The sequence below is a fragment of the Roseivivax jejudonensis genome (genome assembly GCF_900172265.1).
Classification (GTDB): Bacteria; Pseudomonadota; Alphaproteobacteria; order Rhodobacterales; family Rhodobacteraceae; genus Roseivivax; species Roseivivax jejudonensis.
In genome coordinates this window covers 237,594-254,008 of sequence record NZ_FWFK01000006.1, presented here as the reverse complement: position 1 = coordinate 254,008, position 16,415 = coordinate 237,594, and the positions used below count along the sequence as shown (strand labels likewise).

The 16,415-nt window shown below is 69.0% G+C and carries 17 protein-coding genes; 15 read left to right on the top strand and 2 right to left on the bottom strand.

Translation table 11 applies throughout. The features are described 5' to 3' along the window. The first annotated feature begins 14 nt into the window (after positions 1-14). The 3 genes from ROJ8625_RS16585 (at position 15) to ROJ8625_RS16575 (ending at position 3,318) form a co-directional block, all read left to right on the top strand. Positions 15-2,081 (top strand): catalase, encoded by a 2,067-nt coding sequence (locus ROJ8625_RS16585; RefSeq protein ID WP_085793042.1) that lies wholly within the window; start codon positions 15-17, stop codon positions 2,079-2,081. Then, the gene (locus ROJ8625_RS16580; RefSeq protein ID WP_085793041.1) at positions 2,078-2,419 is read left to right on the top strand and encodes a hypothetical protein; all 342 of its coding nucleotides are present in this window, start codon (positions 2,078-2,080) and stop codon (positions 2,417-2,419) included. The genes ROJ8625_RS16585 and ROJ8625_RS16580 overlap by 4 nt, the downstream gene beginning before the upstream one ends. 188 nt (positions 2,420-2,607) lie before the next feature. Then, a complete protein-coding gene (locus tag ROJ8625_RS16575) occupies positions 2,608-3,318 on the top strand; it encodes a BON domain-containing protein (protein ID WP_234984298.1) in 711 nt (236 codons plus the stop codon). Between the two features lie 132 nt (positions 3,319-3,450). Here ROJ8625_RS16575 and ROJ8625_RS16570 read toward each other — a convergent pair whose 3' ends face one another. Continuing rightward, positions 3,451-3,924, bottom strand: coding sequence for a response regulator (locus ROJ8625_RS16570; RefSeq protein WP_159456790.1), 474 nt, complete (start codon positions 3,922-3,924; stop codon positions 3,451-3,453). A 452-nt stretch (positions 3,925-4,376) separates the two neighbouring features. After that, complete coding sequence (locus tag ROJ8625_RS16565; protein ID WP_234984297.1) at positions 4,377-4,652, bottom strand: hypothetical protein; 276 nt, start codon at positions 4,650-4,652, stop codon at positions 4,377-4,379. Positions 4,653-4,956: 304 nt separating this feature from the next. Between ROJ8625_RS16565 and ROJ8625_RS16560 the strand changes: the two genes are divergently transcribed. The 12 genes from ROJ8625_RS16560 to ROJ8625_RS16505 are packed head-to-tail and all read left to right on the top strand — an operon-like array spanning position 4,957 to position 16,322. Further along, positions 4,957-5,616, top strand: a complete 660-nt coding sequence (locus ROJ8625_RS16560; protein WP_085793037.1) for a cytochrome c3 family protein — start codon at positions 4,957-4,959, stop codon at positions 5,614-5,616. Continuing rightward, positions 5,604-8,321: a 4Fe-4S dicluster domain-containing protein gene (locus ROJ8625_RS16555; RefSeq protein WP_085793036.1), complete on the top strand. Its 2,718-nt coding sequence runs from the start codon at positions 5,604-5,606 to the stop codon at positions 8,319-8,321. The genes ROJ8625_RS16560 and ROJ8625_RS16555 overlap by 13 nt, the downstream gene beginning before the upstream one ends. Continuing rightward, positions 8,318-9,658: an NrfD/PsrC family molybdoenzyme membrane anchor subunit gene (gene nrfD / locus ROJ8625_RS16550; RefSeq protein ID WP_200813328.1), complete on the top strand. Its 1,341-nt coding sequence runs from the start codon at positions 8,318-8,320 to the stop codon at positions 9,656-9,658. The genes ROJ8625_RS16555 and nrfD overlap by 4 nt, the downstream gene beginning before the upstream one ends. After that, a complete protein-coding gene (locus ROJ8625_RS16545) occupies positions 9,655-10,167 on the top strand; it encodes a DUF3341 domain-containing protein (RefSeq protein ID WP_085793035.1) in 513 nt (170 codons plus the stop codon). The genes nrfD and ROJ8625_RS16545 overlap by 4 nt, the downstream gene beginning before the upstream one ends. Further along, entirely contained in the window at positions 10,164-10,703 is a 540-nt protein-coding gene (locus tag ROJ8625_RS16540; protein ID WP_085793034.1) for a c-type cytochrome, read from the top strand. Before ROJ8625_RS16545 ends, ROJ8625_RS16540 begins: the two co-directional genes overlap by 4 nt. Further along, positions 10,696-11,694, top strand: a complete 999-nt coding sequence (locus ROJ8625_RS16535) for a hypothetical protein (RefSeq protein ID WP_085793033.1) — start codon at positions 10,696-10,698, stop codon at positions 11,692-11,694. Before ROJ8625_RS16540 ends, ROJ8625_RS16535 begins: the two co-directional genes overlap by 8 nt. Further along, positions 11,687-12,016, top strand: a complete 330-nt coding sequence (locus ROJ8625_RS16530) for a hypothetical protein (protein WP_085793032.1) — start codon at positions 11,687-11,689, stop codon at positions 12,014-12,016. The genes ROJ8625_RS16535 and ROJ8625_RS16530 overlap by 8 nt, the downstream gene beginning before the upstream one ends. After that, on the top strand, positions 12,013-12,762 hold the full coding sequence (locus ROJ8625_RS16525; protein ID WP_200813327.1) for an SCO family protein: 750 nt from the start codon (positions 12,013-12,015) through the stop codon (positions 12,760-12,762). Before ROJ8625_RS16530 ends, ROJ8625_RS16525 begins: the two co-directional genes overlap by 4 nt. Next, on the top strand, positions 12,759-13,700 hold the full coding sequence (gene coxB, locus ROJ8625_RS16520; RefSeq protein ID WP_085793031.1) for a cytochrome c oxidase subunit II: 942 nt from the start codon (positions 12,759-12,761) through the stop codon (positions 13,698-13,700). Before ROJ8625_RS16525 ends, coxB begins: the two co-directional genes overlap by 4 nt. Then, on the top strand, positions 13,697-15,376 hold the full coding sequence (gene ctaD, locus ROJ8625_RS16515) for a cytochrome c oxidase subunit I (RefSeq protein ID WP_085793030.1): 1,680 nt from the start codon (positions 13,697-13,699) through the stop codon (positions 15,374-15,376). Before coxB ends, ctaD begins: the two co-directional genes overlap by 4 nt. Next, positions 15,376-16,002: a cytochrome c oxidase subunit 3 gene (locus ROJ8625_RS16510; RefSeq protein ID WP_085793029.1), complete on the top strand. Its 627-nt coding sequence runs from the start codon at positions 15,376-15,378 to the stop codon at positions 16,000-16,002. The genes ctaD and ROJ8625_RS16510 overlap by 1 nt, the downstream gene beginning before the upstream one ends. Continuing rightward, positions 16,002-16,322 carry a cytochrome C oxidase subunit IV family protein gene (locus ROJ8625_RS16505; protein WP_085793028.1) on the top strand — a complete coding sequence of 107 codons (321 nt, stop codon included), beginning with the start codon at positions 16,002-16,004 and terminating at the stop codon, positions 16,320-16,322. Before ROJ8625_RS16510 ends, ROJ8625_RS16505 begins: the two co-directional genes overlap by 1 nt. The last annotated feature ends 93 nt before the right edge of the window (positions 16,323-16,415 follow it).

The window sequence follows — 16,415 nt, the reverse complement described above, 5'->3', positions numbered from 1 at the left end:
GGCGCGAGGCACCCATGGCCGACCAACACGACCGCGAGACCGTCGGCAAGGGCGGAGAGACCCATCAGACTGCCAGTGGCGCTCGCCCCGACCTGACGACCGAACAAGGGGTTCGCGTCGCCGACGATCAGAACTCGCTCAAGGCGGGACGACGCGGCCCGACGCTGATCCAGGATCAACACTTCCGCGAGAAGATCTTTCACTTCGATCACGAGCGCATCCCCGAGCGCGTGGTCCACGCCCGGGGCTACGGCGCGCACGGATTCTTCGAGACCTACGAGTCGCTTTCCGACCTCACCTGCGCCGATCTTTTCCAGCGCGGTGGCGAGCGGACGGAGGCCTTCGTGCGGTTTTCTACCGTGGCCGGCAACAAGGGCTCGCCGGATCTGGCGCGCGACGTGCGCGGCTTCGCCGTGAAGCTCTACACCAAGGAGGGCAACTGGGATCTCGTCGGCAACAACATCCCGGTTTTCTTCATCCAGGACGCCATAAAGTTTCCCGATCTGATCCACGCCGCCAAGCAGGAGCCCGACCGCGGCTTTCCGCAGGCGCAGACGGCGCACAACAATTTCTGGGACTTCATCTCGCTGACCCCGGAATCGATGCACATGGTCATGTGGATCATGTCGGACCGCACGATTCCGCGCAGCTTCCGGTTCATGGAAGGGTTCGGCGTCCACACGTTCCGCCTGGTCGACGCCGAGGGAACCTCGCGCTTCGTCAAGTTCCACTGGAAGCCCAATCAGGGCCTGCAATCGGTGACGTGGAACGAGGCGATGCAGCTGAACGGGGCGGATCCGGACTACCACCGCCGCGATCTCTGGGACGCGATCCAGTCGGGCGACTATCCCGAATGGGAGCTTGGCCTGCAGGTCTTCGACGAGGACTTCGCAGAGCGCTTCGACTTCGATGTGCTCGACGCGACCAAGATCATCCCCGAGAAGGAAGTGCCGGTGCGCCGCGTCGGCCGGCTGGTCCTCGACCGGATGGTCAACAACTTCTTTGCCGAGACCGAGCAGGTCGCCTTCCAGACCGGCAACGTGGTGCCGGGGATCGACTTCACGGACGATCCGCTGCTGCAGGGGCGCAACTTCTCCTATCTCGACACGCAGCTGAAGCGCCTCGGTGGCCCGAACTTCACGCATATCCCCGTGAACGCGCCGCGATGCCCGGTGCACAACTTTCAGCATGACGGGCACATGGCGATGCGGACCCCAAAGGGTCGCGCGAACTACGAGCCGAATTCCTGGAGCGGTGCAGCCGCCGGCCCGCGCGAGACCCCGCGCGGCTACGAGAGCTACCCCCAGCACGTCGAAGGGCCCAAGGTGCGGGAGCGCTCTCCGACCTTTGCCGATCACTACAGCCAGGCGCGCCAATTCTACGTCAGCCAGACGCAGGTGGAGCAGAGCCACATCGTCGATGCGCTGGTCTTCGAGCTCTCCAAGGTCGACGTGCCGGAGATCCGCAACCGCGTGATGGCGCATCTGCGGCATATCGACGAGGAGCTGACCGAGAGCGTGGCCCGAGGTCTCGGCATGGCGGTGCCCGACAAGGCGACGCCCGCGCGGGAGCCGATCACGGACCTGCCGCGCAGTCCGGCGCTCTCCATCCTGGAGAACGGCCCCGAGAGTTTCGCCGGGCGCCGGCTGGGGCTTCTCCTGACGGACGAGGTGGACCGCGCGAAGGTCGATGCGCTTCTGAAGGCGGCCGCCGATGCCTCGGTGACGGTCACCGTCGTGGCGCCGCAGATCGCCGGCGTGGTCGCCGAGGACGGCACCCACATACCGGCGAACGAGAAGATCGACGGCGGTCCGTCTGTCCTGTTCGACGCGGTGGCGATCCTTGCCTCCGACAGCGGCGCTCAAGCGCTCGCGCAGATGCACGAGGCGCGCAAATGGGTCGCCGACGCCTACGCGCACGGCAAGTTCATCTACTACGGCGAGGGGGTCAAACCGTTGCTCGACGCGGCCGGCGTATCGAGCGCACGCAGAGACAGCGGCATGATACCCGCCTCCGAGGTCGCGCCCGGCGACTTTCTGACCGCATGCACGGACCTGCGTGTCTGGGACAGGTCCGCATGACAGGCGACCGTGACCGGCGTGCGCCCACGTCCGACCGGCTGCGCAAGGACATCGATGCGGGGCGCTCCGGCGACAAGGTCGGGTTTCCCGATCCGGCCGCCGCCCCGCTCGGGACCGACGACGAGGCGGCGGGCACCCCGCCCGACGAAGAGCAACTGCGCCGGGCGGCAGAGGCGGAGACAGGCCGGCCGGCCGTCGCGCCGTCCGCTTCGGTGCGCCGCAGACCCATGGCCGGCGGCGACGGGACCGCGCGTCATGGCCGCCGGCCCGGTCTCCGCATCGCTGCGATGGCGGTTTTGGGTCTGATCGCTGTCGCGCTTGTCTGGCTTGCGTCCTGAGCGCTGAACCGGTGCCCGGACCGAGCAAGGCATTTCTTTTGTCGGGCCGGGAACACTCGGCGGGGGGCGTTGTTGCAGGAGCCATGCAGAGACACGCGGGCGGACCACACGATCATGACTCGCACGACCCAAGCGCCGTTCCCCGCCCGCGAAGCCGGGGCAGTCACAGTCGACGAAAGGGCTCTCTCATGTCGCGACGACCAATGTTCAGAGCGTGGAGCGATCAGCACTCCGATCCCGAGACCGAGCGCGGATTTCACGAGCACCGCAGCGGGACCGCGGCGCCGTACGGCGCCGGTCCGCATCACCACGGATCCGCCGCGCCGCACGACTGTCCGCCCCGCCGCCATCCAGACGACGACATCGGCCACGAGCGGGATCTCGAGCGGCTTCGCGAGATCGAGCGAGAGCGCGCCGCGAGGCGGGATCCACGGCTGCCTCCCGATCCCTGGCCCGGCCCCGAGATGCCGTCCGAAACCGTGGCGTGGCCCTGGGCGGACCCGCTCGCGCCCGGCCCCGCCCGGACACATGATCGACCGATGCTGGCCCGGGCGCGCGACGAGATCGCGTCATGGATCGGCGGCGACGCCGCCGCCGAGCGCCGCGCAGAGGATTTTTCCGGCGTCGGCCCGCGCAATTACAAGCGGTCCGACTCGCGCATCGCGGAAGACGTGAACGACGATCTGACCGGGGATCCCACACTCGATGCGTCCGATATCGAGGTGACGGTCAGGGACTGCGAAGTCACGCTCGACGGGCATGTCCGCAGCCGGCGGGACAAGCGCCGCGCAGAAGACTGGGCCGACCACGTCATCGGCGTCGTGCACGTTCAGAATAACCTCAGGATACGGGACTCGTCCGACGGGTCTCAGATGTCCGCTCCGGGCAGTACCCCTTGACCCCAAGTGCTCGGAGATGACCTCCGGTCCGCGTGACACATCCCGCCGGTGTGTGCGTGGGCCGGAGACGTATTTCGCTGACGACGGAGGGCACGGACGGCAGCCGCCGACAAAGAGCGCAGCCGTGACCGCTCAGTTCAGGATCGCGGCGGCGTCGCGCGACAGGACATCCTCGCACTTCATGAACAGCCAGTCCGCAAGTCTTTCGTGCGGCTCCGGTGCCTCTCCGGCGCGAACACACCGGATCGCCTCCTGCAGGGTTCGCTCGACCAGCCTGTCGGCGCCGACCGGATCGGCCACCTGAAGGCGCGACCACGCACGCAACAGCGGCAGCATGCGCGCGACATCGGTCACGAGCGTCTCGTCCGGCGCCGCCATTCGGTCGAATGCCCCCGCAACGTCCGACGCCGCGAGCGGCTTGGAGATGATCTCCGCGTGCCGGAACCGCTCGGGCATGTCGACGTCCTCACGTCGTCCCGTATAGAAAACGAACGGTACTTCGCGCCGCAAAAGAGCATCGGCGACCGGAAAGACCGGGCGGCCCGCGATATCGAGGTCGAGGATCGCCGCCTGCGCCTTGGCGGTGTGCTGCAGCGCGGCGTTCACCGTCAAAGCCGGCCCGAGCACATCGGCGCCCGTTGAACGAAAGAAGGATCCTATTTCCTGGGCTTGGAGAAAGTCGTCTTCAACGACCAGAACCCGACACCCACGCATATCCATCGTTACCACCTGCCCGGAAAGCGCATTTTGCTAGTCACCTTTCATAACGTTCTATTGAACGCGCAGTTCCCTTTCGATGCTCCGGGCACCTCTCGATGCAGCCTCTCGCTCGTGACGCTCGGCCGACACGCAGGCGACGCCGGCTTCCTCGGACCACTGTGTTGAACGCGTCGAATTCAGCTCGACCGGCTGGAGCATTCCGCAGGTCGTGCTGCTGCCGGCTTCACTCGAGAACCCCGAGAGATGCGGGTCTCGCGAAGATCCGTTGATTTCTCGTCACCGGACCCGAGGCCGCGTCCGCCAAGCCCGATCCGACGCCGCGGAGCCGGCGCACGACGTCACTCGTCGGCCTCGTCGTCCGTCGGCGCCGAAGGTGCCTCGCGATCCTGCTCGTTCTTCAGGATGTCGCGGATCTCCTGCACGATCTGTTCCTGCCGGCCGCTCTTGGTGGCCGTCGCATCGGATTGCCCGAGCTCGGTCAGCAGCGACTTCAGGTACTGGTCGCGGTCGCCCGAGGAATAGCCCTGCTCGGCCATGATCTCCTGCAACTCCTCCGGTCCGACAAGCTCTCCGTCTGGGGTGAGAAACCGCGATATGTCGAACATGCGCGTCAAGTCGCCTCCTTTGTCCTGACCGCGCCGGTGCGCCGCGATGAGCGACGTCGGGTCCGCCACACGACGGATACGTGCAGCCCGCGCATGGGCCGGACCTTCGGCGACCGCGCACAGCGGTTTCGGAAGTCCGGGAACATCTCTTGCGCTCGAATGTTCGCGCCGTCGTCGGTGATTTTTCGGAGTGGCGGACGCGCGCGCAAACAGAGGCATCGGACAAGAAACTTCCGATGGGTGAGAAACCCTGCGCTCACGGAACCGTTATCATTCGGGAGCCGCGTCGACCAAAGCCAGGCGGGAGAGCGGGATGAGCCAGATTTTCGGGCCGGGAGCGACCACGGCCGCGCGTCTCGCGCTGCCGTCCCTGGTGATCGTTCCGGCCGTCATCCTGGCGACGCTGATCTTCCTGCGCTGGACCGACTACGCCACAGGCGAAGGCCGCATCGTCGATCAGAATGTGCCGTTCAGCCATCGCCACCACACGGCCGAGATCGGCATCGACTGCCGCTATTGCCATAGCTCGGTGACGCAAAGCGCCAGCGCCGGCCTGCCGCCGACCGAGACCTGCATGACCTGCCACAGTCGTCTCTGGTCCCAAGAGGAGATGCTGCAGCCGGTTCGCGCCAGCTGGGAGAGCGGCGAGCGGCTGCGCTGGAACCGGGTGCATGATCTGGCGGACCACGTCTACTTCAACCACTCGACCCACGTGACGAACGGCGTCGCCTGTACAAGTTGCCACGGCGCCGTGGGCGAGATGCGCCTGATCGGCCAGCAGGAACCGCTCACCATGGGCTGGTGCCTCGACTGCCACCGCGATCCGGGCCCCAACCTCAGCCCGCCGGAGCAGGTCTTCTCACCGATCCCGCCGCGCGAGGCCAAGGTCGACGCCGCCGCGATCCACGTGCTCCTGGAGGATTACGACATCGACAGCTCGACCCTGACGGACTGCACCACATGCCACCGCTAGAGGGCCCGCCGGATCTCTGTGCCGACGACGGCACCGCCGTCGACCGCCGCGGGGCGCTCAAGCTCTTCGCCGCGGGTGCCGCGGCGCTCGCCTCCGGGTGCCGGCGGCAGGAAGAAATGCTGCCCTATCGCGACATGCCCGAATACGGCGCCTCGGGCGACGCGGTGATGTTCGCGACAGCGCTCCCGCTCGCCGGTGCCGCGCGTGGCGTGCTGGTCGAAAGCCACCAGGGCCGGCCCACCAAGGTGCACGGCAATCCCGACCACCCGGCGAGCCGCGGCGGAACGGACGCCTTCGCCGAGGCCGAGCTTCTGGCGCTGTTCGATCCCTCCCGTACCACGAGCCCGGTGGCGGGCGGCACGCCGGTCACGTGGTCCGCGGTCGCCGAGCGCCTGCGCGCCGCCGTGGCAGAGAACGGAACCGCGCTCCTCACCGGCCCGGTCGGCTCGCCCACCCTCGCACGCCAGGTCGGCGCGCTGATGGACGAGACCCCGGGCCTGCGCTGGTTCACCCACCGTGGGGCGGCCCCCGCGCTGGAGGTTCCCGCCGGCCCGGGCCCGCTCGATCGCATGCAGCTCTGGCCGGACTGGGCGTCGCTCGACGCCGTGGTGACGCTCGGGGCCGATCCGCTCGGCCCCGGCCCCGCCCAGGTCGCGATGACCAAGGGATGGTCCGAGGCCCGGCGCGCGCGTCGCGACACCTTCCGGCTCTTCGCCTTCGAGCCGGTTCCGACCCTCACCGGCACCAAGGCGGACCGGCGCACACCCGTGGCGCCCGCCGATCTTTCCGGCGCAGCCCGCGATCTGCGCGATGCGCTCGAGGGCGGCGATGCCCCTGCCCCGATCGCCGAAGCCGCCCGCGCGCTCACCGCGGCCGAGGGCCGCGCCTGTGTCCTGCCCGGTCCGGACCTGCCGCCGGAGACGCTGGCGTTGATCGAGGAAATCAACCGCCGCCTCGCCGCCCCGATGTCGCGCCGCTTGCCCTTCTGGCGCTGGCCCGCGCTCACGCAGGAGGACGCGTCGACGCTGATCCCGGCGCTGCGATCGGGAGAGGTGCGCCGCCTGATCGTGCTCGGCGCGAACCCGGCCTACGACATGGGTCCCGCGTTCGAGGACGCCGCTGCGGACGTCGAGCTGATCCATTTCGGCCTGCGCGAGGACGAGACCGCCAGCCGCGCCGCGCTGCATGCGCCCCTGCACCACCCGCTCGAGGACTGGTCCGACCTCCGCTCGGTGGACGGGACCGCGTCGCTCGTCCAGCCGCTGATCGCGCCGCTGCACGAAACCCGCTCCGCGCACGCCGTCCTCGAGATGCTGCGCGGACGCACCGGCACGGATCCCCGCGCGCTGGTTCAGGAAACCTGGGGCGCCCGCTGGGGCACCGATTTCGACGATCTCTGGGACGGCGCGCTGCGCGCGGGCGTGATCGACGACTTCCCGGTCGAGGATGTCTCGCCGGCCTACGAGCCCGCGCCGGACGAGGCCCCGCAAGGCACCGGCGCCTTCGCCCATGTCGCACAGATCTCGCACGCCGTTCTGACCGGCGAATACGCCCCGAACGGCTGGTTGCAGGAATGTCCCGCACCGCTGACGAAACAGGTCTGGGGCAACGCGGCAAGCCTTTCGCGCGCCGACGCCGGTCGGCTCGGCATCGAGGAGGGCGACACCGTCGCGCTGTCGGGTCGCGGTCAGACCGTCTGGCTCCCCGCAACGATCCTGCCCGGACAGGCCGACGGGGTCGTCGGCACGACGCTCGGTTACGGCCGTCGGCTCGCCGGTCCCATCGGCAGCGGCGTCGGGGCCGACACGGCGCCGCTCGGTCCGCGCATCGACGTGCGGCCGACCGGCAAGAGCGGCCTTCTGGTTCGCACGCAGCGCGAGTTCGGCCAGCACGGTCGCGAGATCCTGCGCAGCGTCACGCACGCGGAGCCCGAGGTGCACAAGGCGCACCATACGACAGAGAGCTTCTACGCCGCGTGGGAGTACGACAGCCCGTCCTGGGGCATGGTGATCGACACAGACGTCTGCTCGGGCTGCAACGCGTGCATGATCGCCTGCCAGTCGGAGAACAACATCCCCGTCGTCGGCGCGGACGAGGTCGCGCGCGGGCGGCACATGCACTGGATCCGGATCGACGCCTACGACCTGCCCGAGGGCACCGGCCGTGGCTTCCAGCCCGTCCCCTGCATGCATTGCGAGAAGGCGCCCTGCGAGCCCGCCTGCCCCGTCGCGGCGTCGGTTCACGACGAGCAGGGGCTCAACGCGCAGGTCTACAACCGCTGCGTCGGCACCCGCTTCTGCCAGGCCAACTGCCCCTACCAGGTGCGCCGCTTCAATTTCTTCGACTATGCCGACAGCCAGGCGCACGCCAACCTCGGCGCCGACCTGCTGCAGGCGATGCGCAACCCGGACGTGAGCGTCCGCGGCCGTGGCGTGATGGAGAAGTGCACCTACTGCGTCCAGCGGATCGAGGCCGCGAACCACGCCGCCTCGCGCGAGGACCGGCCCATCGCGGACGGCGAGGTCGTGACCGCCTGCCAATCCGCCTGCCCGGCGGAGGCGATCACCTTCGGCGACATCACCGACCCCGAGAGCGCCGTCAGCCGCGCCAAGGACAGTCCGCGCCACTACGCGCTTCTCGAGCATCTCGGCACACGGCCCCGCACGACCTACCTCGCCCGCGTCACACCGGAGGAGGAGGCGTGAGCGCCACCGATGCCGTCCTGCCGGACCGCGCGCCCGGCCGCCTGACCGCCGATGTGGCGGACCCGCTGCTTCGGCCGCGCTTCGGGCGCATCTGGTGGGCCTGCCTGATCCTCTGCCTCGGCCTCAGCATTCTGATGGTCGTCAGCCTCGTCGTGCTCGTCGCGGGCGGCGTCGGCATCTGGGGGATCAACACCTCGAACGTCTGGGGGTTCGCGCTCGTCAACTACGTCTGGTGGATCGGCATCGGCAACGCCGGCACGCTGATCTCCGCCATGCTGCTGCTCACGCGCCAGCGCTGGCGCACCTCGATCAATCGCTTCGCCGAGGCGATGACGCTGTTTGCCGCCTGCATCGCCGGCCTCTTCCCGATCTTCCACCTCGGGCGGCCGTGGCTGTTCTACTGGCTGGTGCCCTACCCCAACACGCTCGGGCTGGTGCCGCAGTGGCGCAGCCCGCTGGTCTGGGACTTCTTCGCCATCGCCAGCTACATCCTGTTTTCGCTGATGTTCTGGTACACCGGCGCAATCCCCGATTTCGCCACCCTGCGCGACCGCGCGAAAGGCCGGATCGCGCAGGTCGCCTACGGCATCCTCGCTCTTGGCTGGCGCGGCTCGGCGCGGCATTGGCAGACGTGGCAGAGCTACTACGGCGCGATGGCGGCGATGGGCGTGCCGCTGGTGATCTCGGTGCACTCGGTCGTCGGCATGGACTACGCCGCGGGCATCGCGCCGGGCTGGAACGAGTCGATCTTCCCGCCCTATTTCGTGGTCGGCGCCATGTTCTCGGGCTTTGCCATGGTGGTCGTGCTGGCCGCGATCTTCCGCCGCGCGCTGAACGCGGCCCACCTGATCACCGACCGGCATTTCGATGTCATGGGCAAGATCCTCCTGACCGGATCGCTGATCATGACCGTCAGCTACGCCACCGAGTGGTTCTACGGCTGGTATTCCGGAGAGCACGCCGAGCAGCACGTCGTCGCGACCCAGCTCTGGGGCGACTTCTGGCCGCTCTACTGGGGGATGCTCGCCGGCAATTGTATCATCCCGCAGCTCTACTGGTGGCCGTTCTTCCGGCGCCACCTGCCCTCGACGATCCTCATCGCCATCGCGATCAATATCGGCATGTGGCTCGAGCGGGTGGTCATCACCGTCGTGCCGCCGGCCCGCGGCTACCTGCCGTCGCAATGGTCGTCCTACTGGCCGACGCTCTGGGACTGGGCGCTCTTTGCCGGCACGCTGGGGTTCTTCGGCCTGCTCTTCACGCTCTTCCTGCGTGTCATCCCGGCGGTGTCGATCCACGAGATGAAGGAGCAGGTGGCCGAGGAGGCGCCGACATGACCCACCAGCTTCACCTCGTGTTCACCGAGACCGCACCCCTCGTGGCCGCGGTGAAGGCGCTGCGCGCGGAGGGCGTGACCGGCATGGACGCCCACACCCCCTGGCGCATCGCCGAACTCGAGACGGCGCTCGAGCCCGGCGGTCCGAGCGTCCGTCGTGTGATGCTGATCAGCGGGCTCGTCTGCGCCGCGTCGATCTTCGCGTTCCAGGCCTGGTCGGCGGTCTGGCTGTATCCGCTCAACGCGGGCGGCCGACCGTTGTTCTCGTGGCCCGCCTTCGGCTTCGCCACCTTCGAGACGGGCATCCTGGGCGCCGCCGCGGGCGGCTTCGTGGCGATGATCCGGCGCTGCGGCCTGCCCCGCCTGCACCATCCCTTCTTCATCACGGCCGAGACCGAGCTCGCCACCGACGACCGCTTCTTCCTGACCATTCCGGGCGACACCGCCCCGGACCGGATGCGCCTGTCGCGCCTCGAGGGCCTGCACGAGATCGTGGAGGTGGGCGCATGAGGGTCGCCGTCGCAATCGCCTGCATCGCCGCCATCGCCGGCTGCCGCGAAGAGGACGCCTCGCTCGCCAACCAGCCGAAGCTTGAGGCGTGGGAGACCTCGACCGTGTGGGAGGACAACGCGGCGGCGCGCCCGTGGGTCGCCGGCACCGTACCGCGCAACGCACCCCCCGCCGCGCTGCGCATGGAGCGGCCGGACGTCACGCCCGACCTGCTCGCCCGCGGCCGGGAGCGGTTCGAGATCTTCTGCACGCCCTGCCACGGCTACACCGGCGCGGGCGACGGCCGCGTGGTCGAGCGCGGCTTCCCGCAGCCGCCGTCTCTGCTGAGCGCACGCCTGCGCACGGCTCCGGCAGAGCACTTCGTGCGGGTGATCGGCACCGGCTACGGCGTGATGTTCCCCTACGGCGACCGCGTCGCGCCGTCCGACCGCTGGGCCATCGCCGCGTATATCCGCGCGCTCCAGGCCGCCGAGCCCGACATCGCGCCGGACCACCCCGGCCGAGCGCTCCGTCCGGTGGAGGCTTCGGGTGGCTGAGGCGCGCCGCATACGCCCAGCACGCACCGCGACCGTCGCGGTCGCGGCCGTCGCGATCATCGCCCTGCTCGCGATCCTTGCCCCCGCGGCGATGGCTGGCGGCCTGCTCGTCGCCTGGGTCACGGCGCTGTCGGCGACCACCGGCGCCGGCGTCTGGCTGCTCATCGCGCGGCTGACCGGCGGCGTCTGGCCGGAGGCCGGGGGCACCACCCTGCCCGCCCTCGCCCGTGCGACGCCTCTGGTCGCGCCGTTCGGGGTGCTGGTTTTCCTCGCCGGTCCGCTCCTCTACCCGTGGTGGCAGGGCGCCGAGGGTCTGCGTGGCGAGATCTACCTCGTACCGTGGTCCTTTGCCCTGCGCGGCGCGGCCATCCTCGCGCTCTGGTCGCTGATCGGCTGGCTCGCGCCTCGCAGACCCGCGCCGGTTCCGGCGGCGCTCCTGCTGACCGGCTACGGCATCACCGTCGGCGTCGCCGGGCTCGACTGGATCCTCTCGCGCGATCCGGCGATGCTCTCCACGACCTTCGGGATGCTGCTCGCGGCAATGCAACTCGGCATCGCCCTCGCATTCTGCGCCGCGCTTGGCCTCGACACGCGCCGGGCCAGAGCGGTGGCCGATTGGGGCGGCCTCCTGCTCGCCTGCTGCCTCGGGGCCTTCTACCTCGCCGCGATGCAGTTCCTGGTCAGCTGGTCCGGCAACCTGCCCTTCAAGGCCGCGTGGTATGGCGCGCGCGCCGACGGCCTGGGCACCGCGCTCATCGCGCTGACGGTGATCCTCGGTGTGCTGGTGCCCTTCGCCGCGCTGATCCGCACCGACCGCCGCGGCTCGGACGCGACGCTCCGGCAGGTCGGAACCGTGGTGCTGGCCGCGGCTGTCCTGCACATTCTCTGGCTGGCCGTGCCGGAGGCGCCTCTCCCCGCGCTCCTCGGGGCGGCGGCGATCCTCACCCTGCTTGCTCTCGCGGCCCTGACGTGGAGTGGACGCGATGGATGAGTTGCGCCAGCCCGATTTCCCGGTCCGCTGGGTCGTCGCCACCATCGCCGCTTCGCTCGCGTTGCTCTGCATCGCCGTCGCCGTCGTCTATTTCGGCTACACGGGCGCGCGGCCCGCGTCCTATCCGGCGCCCGATGATTTCGGTGCCCCGCAGCTCGAAACCGCCCCGGTGGCCAATTTCGACGCCTGGCGCGCGGAGCAACGGGCGTTGATGAACGGGGCCGAGGGCCGCACTCCGATCGAAGAGGCAATGCAGATCATCGCCGAGCGTGGCGCGGCGGCCTACGACCCGCTCCCGGCGCCGACGGAGGGTCCGCGATGATCCGCCTCGCTCTTGTTCTCTTCGCCTTCGCCGCGCCCGCTGCCGCGGGCCTCACCAGGGCCGAGTTGGCGCAGGTCCGCGCCGACCCGCCCGAAGGCGCCACGATCGACCTCGGTACCGCCAGGCCAACCGTCCTGATCTTCGCCGACTACGATTGCGGCGCGCTCTGCGATGCGATCCTCGCCCGCACCGCCGCGGCGCTCGCCGGGACCGACCTCGCGCTCGGTCCCGACTATGCGTTGGTGATCGTCGGTATCGACCCGCGCGACGGCCCCGATGCCGCCCGTGCCTTCGTCGCCGGCCAGGCCGCTCCCCTGCCGCCCGAGCGCATCGAGACCCGCACGCCCGACGCGGAAACGCTTGAAGGGCTGACCGACGACCTCGGCTACGCCTACCGCTACGACGAAGAGACCGACCGCTTCGCCCACCCTTCGGCCCGCTACGTGCTGACCGCCGAAGGCCGCGTCGCGCGCGTCCTGCCCGCCTTCCGCGCGGAGCCCGCCGACCTCCGCCGCGCGCTCATCGAGGCGAGCGAGGGCGAGGTCGGCACCGCTTTCGAACGCATTGCCCTCGCCTGCTACGGCTTCGACCCCGTCACGGGGCGCTATTCCCTCTCGATCACCCGCGCGGCGACACTCGGCGGCATCGTCAGCACGCTCCTCGTCGCGGGCGGCGTCCTCATCGCGCTCGGGCGCGAACGCCGGGCCATCTCGCTGCGCCGCGACCGCCGGAAGGAGACGACATGAACTGGTCGATCACTCCCGCCCAGGCCTCCACCCAGGCGGTCGCCTTCGACCAGCTGTTCTGGACGATGGTGGGCTTCTCGCTTTGCGTCGTGACGCTGGTCGGGCTCCTGATCTTCGTCTTCTCGCTGCGCTTCCGCGCCCGAACCGGCGTCCCGCGCAAGACCGTCGCGACCCTCGAGAGCCGGCGGGTCGAGATCTTCTGGACCGCCGCCACCGCCTTCTTCGCGATCTTCTTCTTCTGGTACACGTCGACGGTCAGCCTCGACGCGGTCGAGGCGCCGCCCGACGCGATGGAATACCACGTCGAGGCCAAGCAGTGGATGTGGAAGACCCGCCACCCGTCGGGCGTGCGCGAAATCAACGCGATGCACGTGCCAACCGGGCGCCCGGTCACCGTCTTCCTGAACTCGCAGGACGTGATCCACTCGTTCTACGTGCCCGCGTTCCGCATCAAGAAGGACGTGGTGCCTGGCCGCACCTCGACCGTCTGGTTCGAGGCGACCGAGCCCGGGACCTACCCGCTGTTCTGCACGGAATACTGCGGCACCAACCACGCGGTGATGACCGGCGAGGTCACGGTGATGGAGCCCGCCGCCTATGCCCGCTGGCTCGAGACCCGCGCCGAAGGCGAAACGCTGGCGGCCGAGGGCGCGCGCCTGTTCACCTCCGCCGGCTGCTCGGGCTGCCACGCGGAGGCAAGCGACGTGCACGCGCCGCCCCTCACCGGCCTTTTCGGCCGCGACATTCCGCTCGAGGACGGGCGCACGGTGACGGCGGACGCCGCCTATATCCGCGACGCCATCCTCCTGCCCGAGCGCGACGTCGCCGCGGGATACGCGCCGATCATGCCGAACTTCACCGGCATCCTGGAGGACGGCGAGGTCGAGGCGCTGGTGGCCTACATCCGCACCCTCGCACTGGAAGGAGAGGGCCGATGAGCAGCACCGACGCCGAGGGCTACATCGCGCAGGAGCCCGACTACCTGGGCGCGGGCCATACCGTGCGCTCGTGGCTCCTGACCACCGATCACAAGCGCATCGGCATCCTCTACCTCGTGACGCTTCTGTTCTTCTTCCTGATCGGCGGTGCCGCGGCAACCTTCATCCGGCTCGAACTGGCCACGCCCCCCGGCGACCTCGTGACCGCGGATACCTACAACCGGCTCTTCACGCTGCACGGCGTGATCATGGTCTGGTTCTTCCTGGTGCCGGCGGTGCCGTCGACGCTCGGCAACTTCCTTCTGCCGCTCGCCATCGGCGCGCGTGACATGGCGTTCCCGAAGCTCAATCTGCTAAGCTGGTACATCAACCTCGTCGGCGGGCTTCTGGCACTCGCGGCGCTGCTGCTCGGCGGGGTCGATACCGGCTGGACGTTCTACACCCCCTATTCCTCGCTCTACTCCAACTCCTACGTCACGCTTGCCGCGCTCGGCGTCTTCATCGCCGGCTTTTCGACCATCGCGACCGGGCTGAACTTCATTGTGACGGTGCACACGCAGCGCTGCGAAGGACTGACGTGGATGCGCCTGCCGCTGTTCGTCTGGGCGCTCTACGCCACCTCCATGGTGATCGTTCTGGCCACACCGGCGCTCGCCGTCGCTCTGGCCATGGTGGTGATGGAGCGGGTGTTCGCGCTCGGGCTCTTCGACCCGGCGCAGGGCGGCGATCCGATCCTCTTCCAGCACATCTTCTGGTTCTACTCCCACCCGGCGGTCTACATCATGATCCTCCCGGGCTTCGGCGTGGTGACCGAGGTGCTGACCTGCTTCTCGCGCCGGAAGGTCTTCGGCTACGAGGCGATGGTCTTCGCGATCCTCGGGATCGCGCTCTTCGGCTTCTTCGTGTGGGGGCACCACATGTTCGTGTCGGGCCAGTCGGCCTATGCGAGCCTGATCTTCTCGCTGCTATCCTTCCTCATCGCCATCCCCTCGGCGATCAAGGTCTTCAACTGGTCGGCGACGCTCTATGGCGGGCACATCACCTTCGAGGCCTCGATGCTCTACGCGCTGGGATTCATCGGGCTGTTCACGCTCGGCGGGCTCACCGGTCTCTTCCTCGCGTCGGTGCCAATCGACGTGCACATGCACGACACCTACTTCGTGACCGCGCATTTCCACTACATCATGGTCGGCGGCATGGTGTCGGCGTTCTTCGCCGGCCTGCACTTCTGGTGGCCCAAGATCACCGGACGGATGTATTCCGAGCTCTGGGCCCGGCTCGCGGCCCTGTTGATGTTCCTCGGCTTCAACTTCACCTTCTTCCCGCAGTTCATCCTCGGCTACATGGGGATGCCACGACGCTATCATTCCTATCCCGACGAGTTCGAGATGTGGAACGTGCTGTCCTCGGCCGGCGCGGTGATCCTCGCGGTCGCCTACCTGATGCCCTTCGTCTATCTCGGCCTGTCGGTCTATCGCGGGCGCCGGGCGGGCGACAATCCGTGGCAGGCCCGCGGACTCGAATGGCAGACCGCCTCGCCGCCCCCGCGCGAGAATTTCGGGCCGCTGCCGGTCGTGACGCGAGAGCCCTACGACTACCACCGCTCCGACGAGGAACCGAGCGCGCGCGAGGGCGACCTCGACTTCCCCAACCGCTCGGACACGGAGACCCGCTGATGCCCGAGGCCCTGCACGAACCGTTCCACGACATCGGCAAGCAGCGCAGCGCCGAGGAGGCGGGCATCTGGATCTTTCTCGCGTCCGAAGTGATCTTCTTCGGCGGGCTGTTCCTTGGATACGCCGTCTACCGCCTGCGCCTGCCCGAGGGCTACGGGGCGGCGATGGCCGAGACCAACCTGACGCTCGGCATCGTCAACACCGCGCTGCTTCTGGCCTCGAGCGCCACGATGGCCTTCACCGTCTGGGTCGGTCGCGAGGGGCTGCAGCGGGCGACGGTCACCGGCCTGATCGCGACGCTGGCGCTCGGCACCGCGTTCCTCGCCGTGAAGGGGGTCGAGTATTACGAGGATATCCGCCACCACCTGATCCCGGGCCATCCCGACTTTCCGGTGGACGTGCCGGGAGCGGAGATGTTCTTTTCCTTCTACTGGGCGATGACGGGCCTCCACGGGCTGCACATGGCGATCGGCCTCGGCATCATCGCGTGGACCGTGCACGCCGTCCGTTCCGACCGCATCGCATGGCGCGAGACGGCGCACCTGCACGTCGTCGGTCTCTACTGGAACCTCGTGGACGTCGTCTGGATATTCCTCTTTCCGCTTCTCTACCTCGTGGGGCGTTGATGGCCCGGCGCACGACTTTCAGGCTCGCCGGACGCGCCGTCGGCGCGTTCGTCGCCATGCTGCTCTTGGCCGCCTGTTCCATTGCCGCTGCGCTGTTGCTCGACGGCCTCGCAGCGTCCGTCGTCCCGCTCGGGGTGGCCGTGATCACTGCCGGCTTCGTCGCGATCGCCTTCATGGAGGTCCGCAAGATGGATGCGGTCAGCGCCATTTTCGCCGGCGTCGCGGTGTGCTTTCTCGCCGTCCTGTTCGGCCTCACCTTCACCGATGAACTCACCCGGGCGCATATTCCGGCAGGCTTCGAGGCCCGGACAGGGGACTGAAACGCATTTCGGAACCGACGGCCGGTGCCCGCGCCGGCGGGCGCGACGCGGGTCAGCCGAACCATGAGCACCCCGCGCACCCCGTGCGCGAGG

Bases quoted from the DNA above. Each gene is read 5' to 3' on its own strand.
- ROJ8625_RS16575 (WP_234984298.1), top strand. From the start codon at position 2,608: ATGTCGCGACGACCAATGTTCAGAGCGTGGAGCGATCAGCACTCCGAT.
- ROJ8625_RS16525 (WP_200813327.1), top strand. From the start codon at position 12,013: ATGATCCGCCTCGCTCTTGTTCTCTTCGCCTTCGCCGCGCCCGCTGCC.
- ROJ8625_RS16540 (WP_085793034.1), top strand. From the start codon at position 10,164: ATGAGGGTCGCCGTCGCAATCGCCTGCATCGCCGCCATCGCCGGCTGC.
- ROJ8625_RS16510 (WP_085793029.1), top strand. From the start codon at position 15,376: ATGCCCGAGGCCCTGCACGAACCGTTCCACGACATCGGCAAGCAGCGC.
- ROJ8625_RS16505 (WP_085793028.1), top strand. From the start codon at position 16,002: ATGGCCCGGCGCACGACTTTCAGGCTCGCCGGACGCGCCGTCGGCGCG.
- ROJ8625_RS16580 (WP_085793041.1), top strand. From the start codon at position 2,078: ATGACAGGCGACCGTGACCGGCGTGCGCCCACGTCCGACCGGCTGCGC.
- ctaD (WP_085793030.1), top strand. From the start codon at position 13,697: ATGAGCAGCACCGACGCCGAGGGCTACATCGCGCAGGAGCCCGACTAC.
- ROJ8625_RS16555 (WP_085793036.1), top strand. From the start codon at position 5,604: ATGCCACCGCTAGAGGGCCCGCCGGATCTCTGTGCCGACGACGGCACC.
- ROJ8625_RS16545 (WP_085793035.1), top strand. From the start codon at position 9,655: ATGACCCACCAGCTTCACCTCGTGTTCACCGAGACCGCACCCCTCGTG.
- ROJ8625_RS16560 (WP_085793037.1), top strand. From the start codon at position 4,957: ATGAGCCAGATTTTCGGGCCGGGAGCGACCACGGCCGCGCGTCTCGCG.
- coxB (WP_085793031.1), top strand. From the start codon at position 12,759: ATGAACTGGTCGATCACTCCCGCCCAGGCCTCCACCCAGGCGGTCGCC.
- ROJ8625_RS16585 (WP_085793042.1), top strand. From the start codon at position 15: ATGGCCGACCAACACGACCGCGAGACCGTCGGCAAGGGCGGAGAGACC.
- ROJ8625_RS16530 (WP_085793032.1), top strand. From the start codon at position 11,687: ATGGATGAGTTGCGCCAGCCCGATTTCCCGGTCCGCTGGGTCGTCGCC.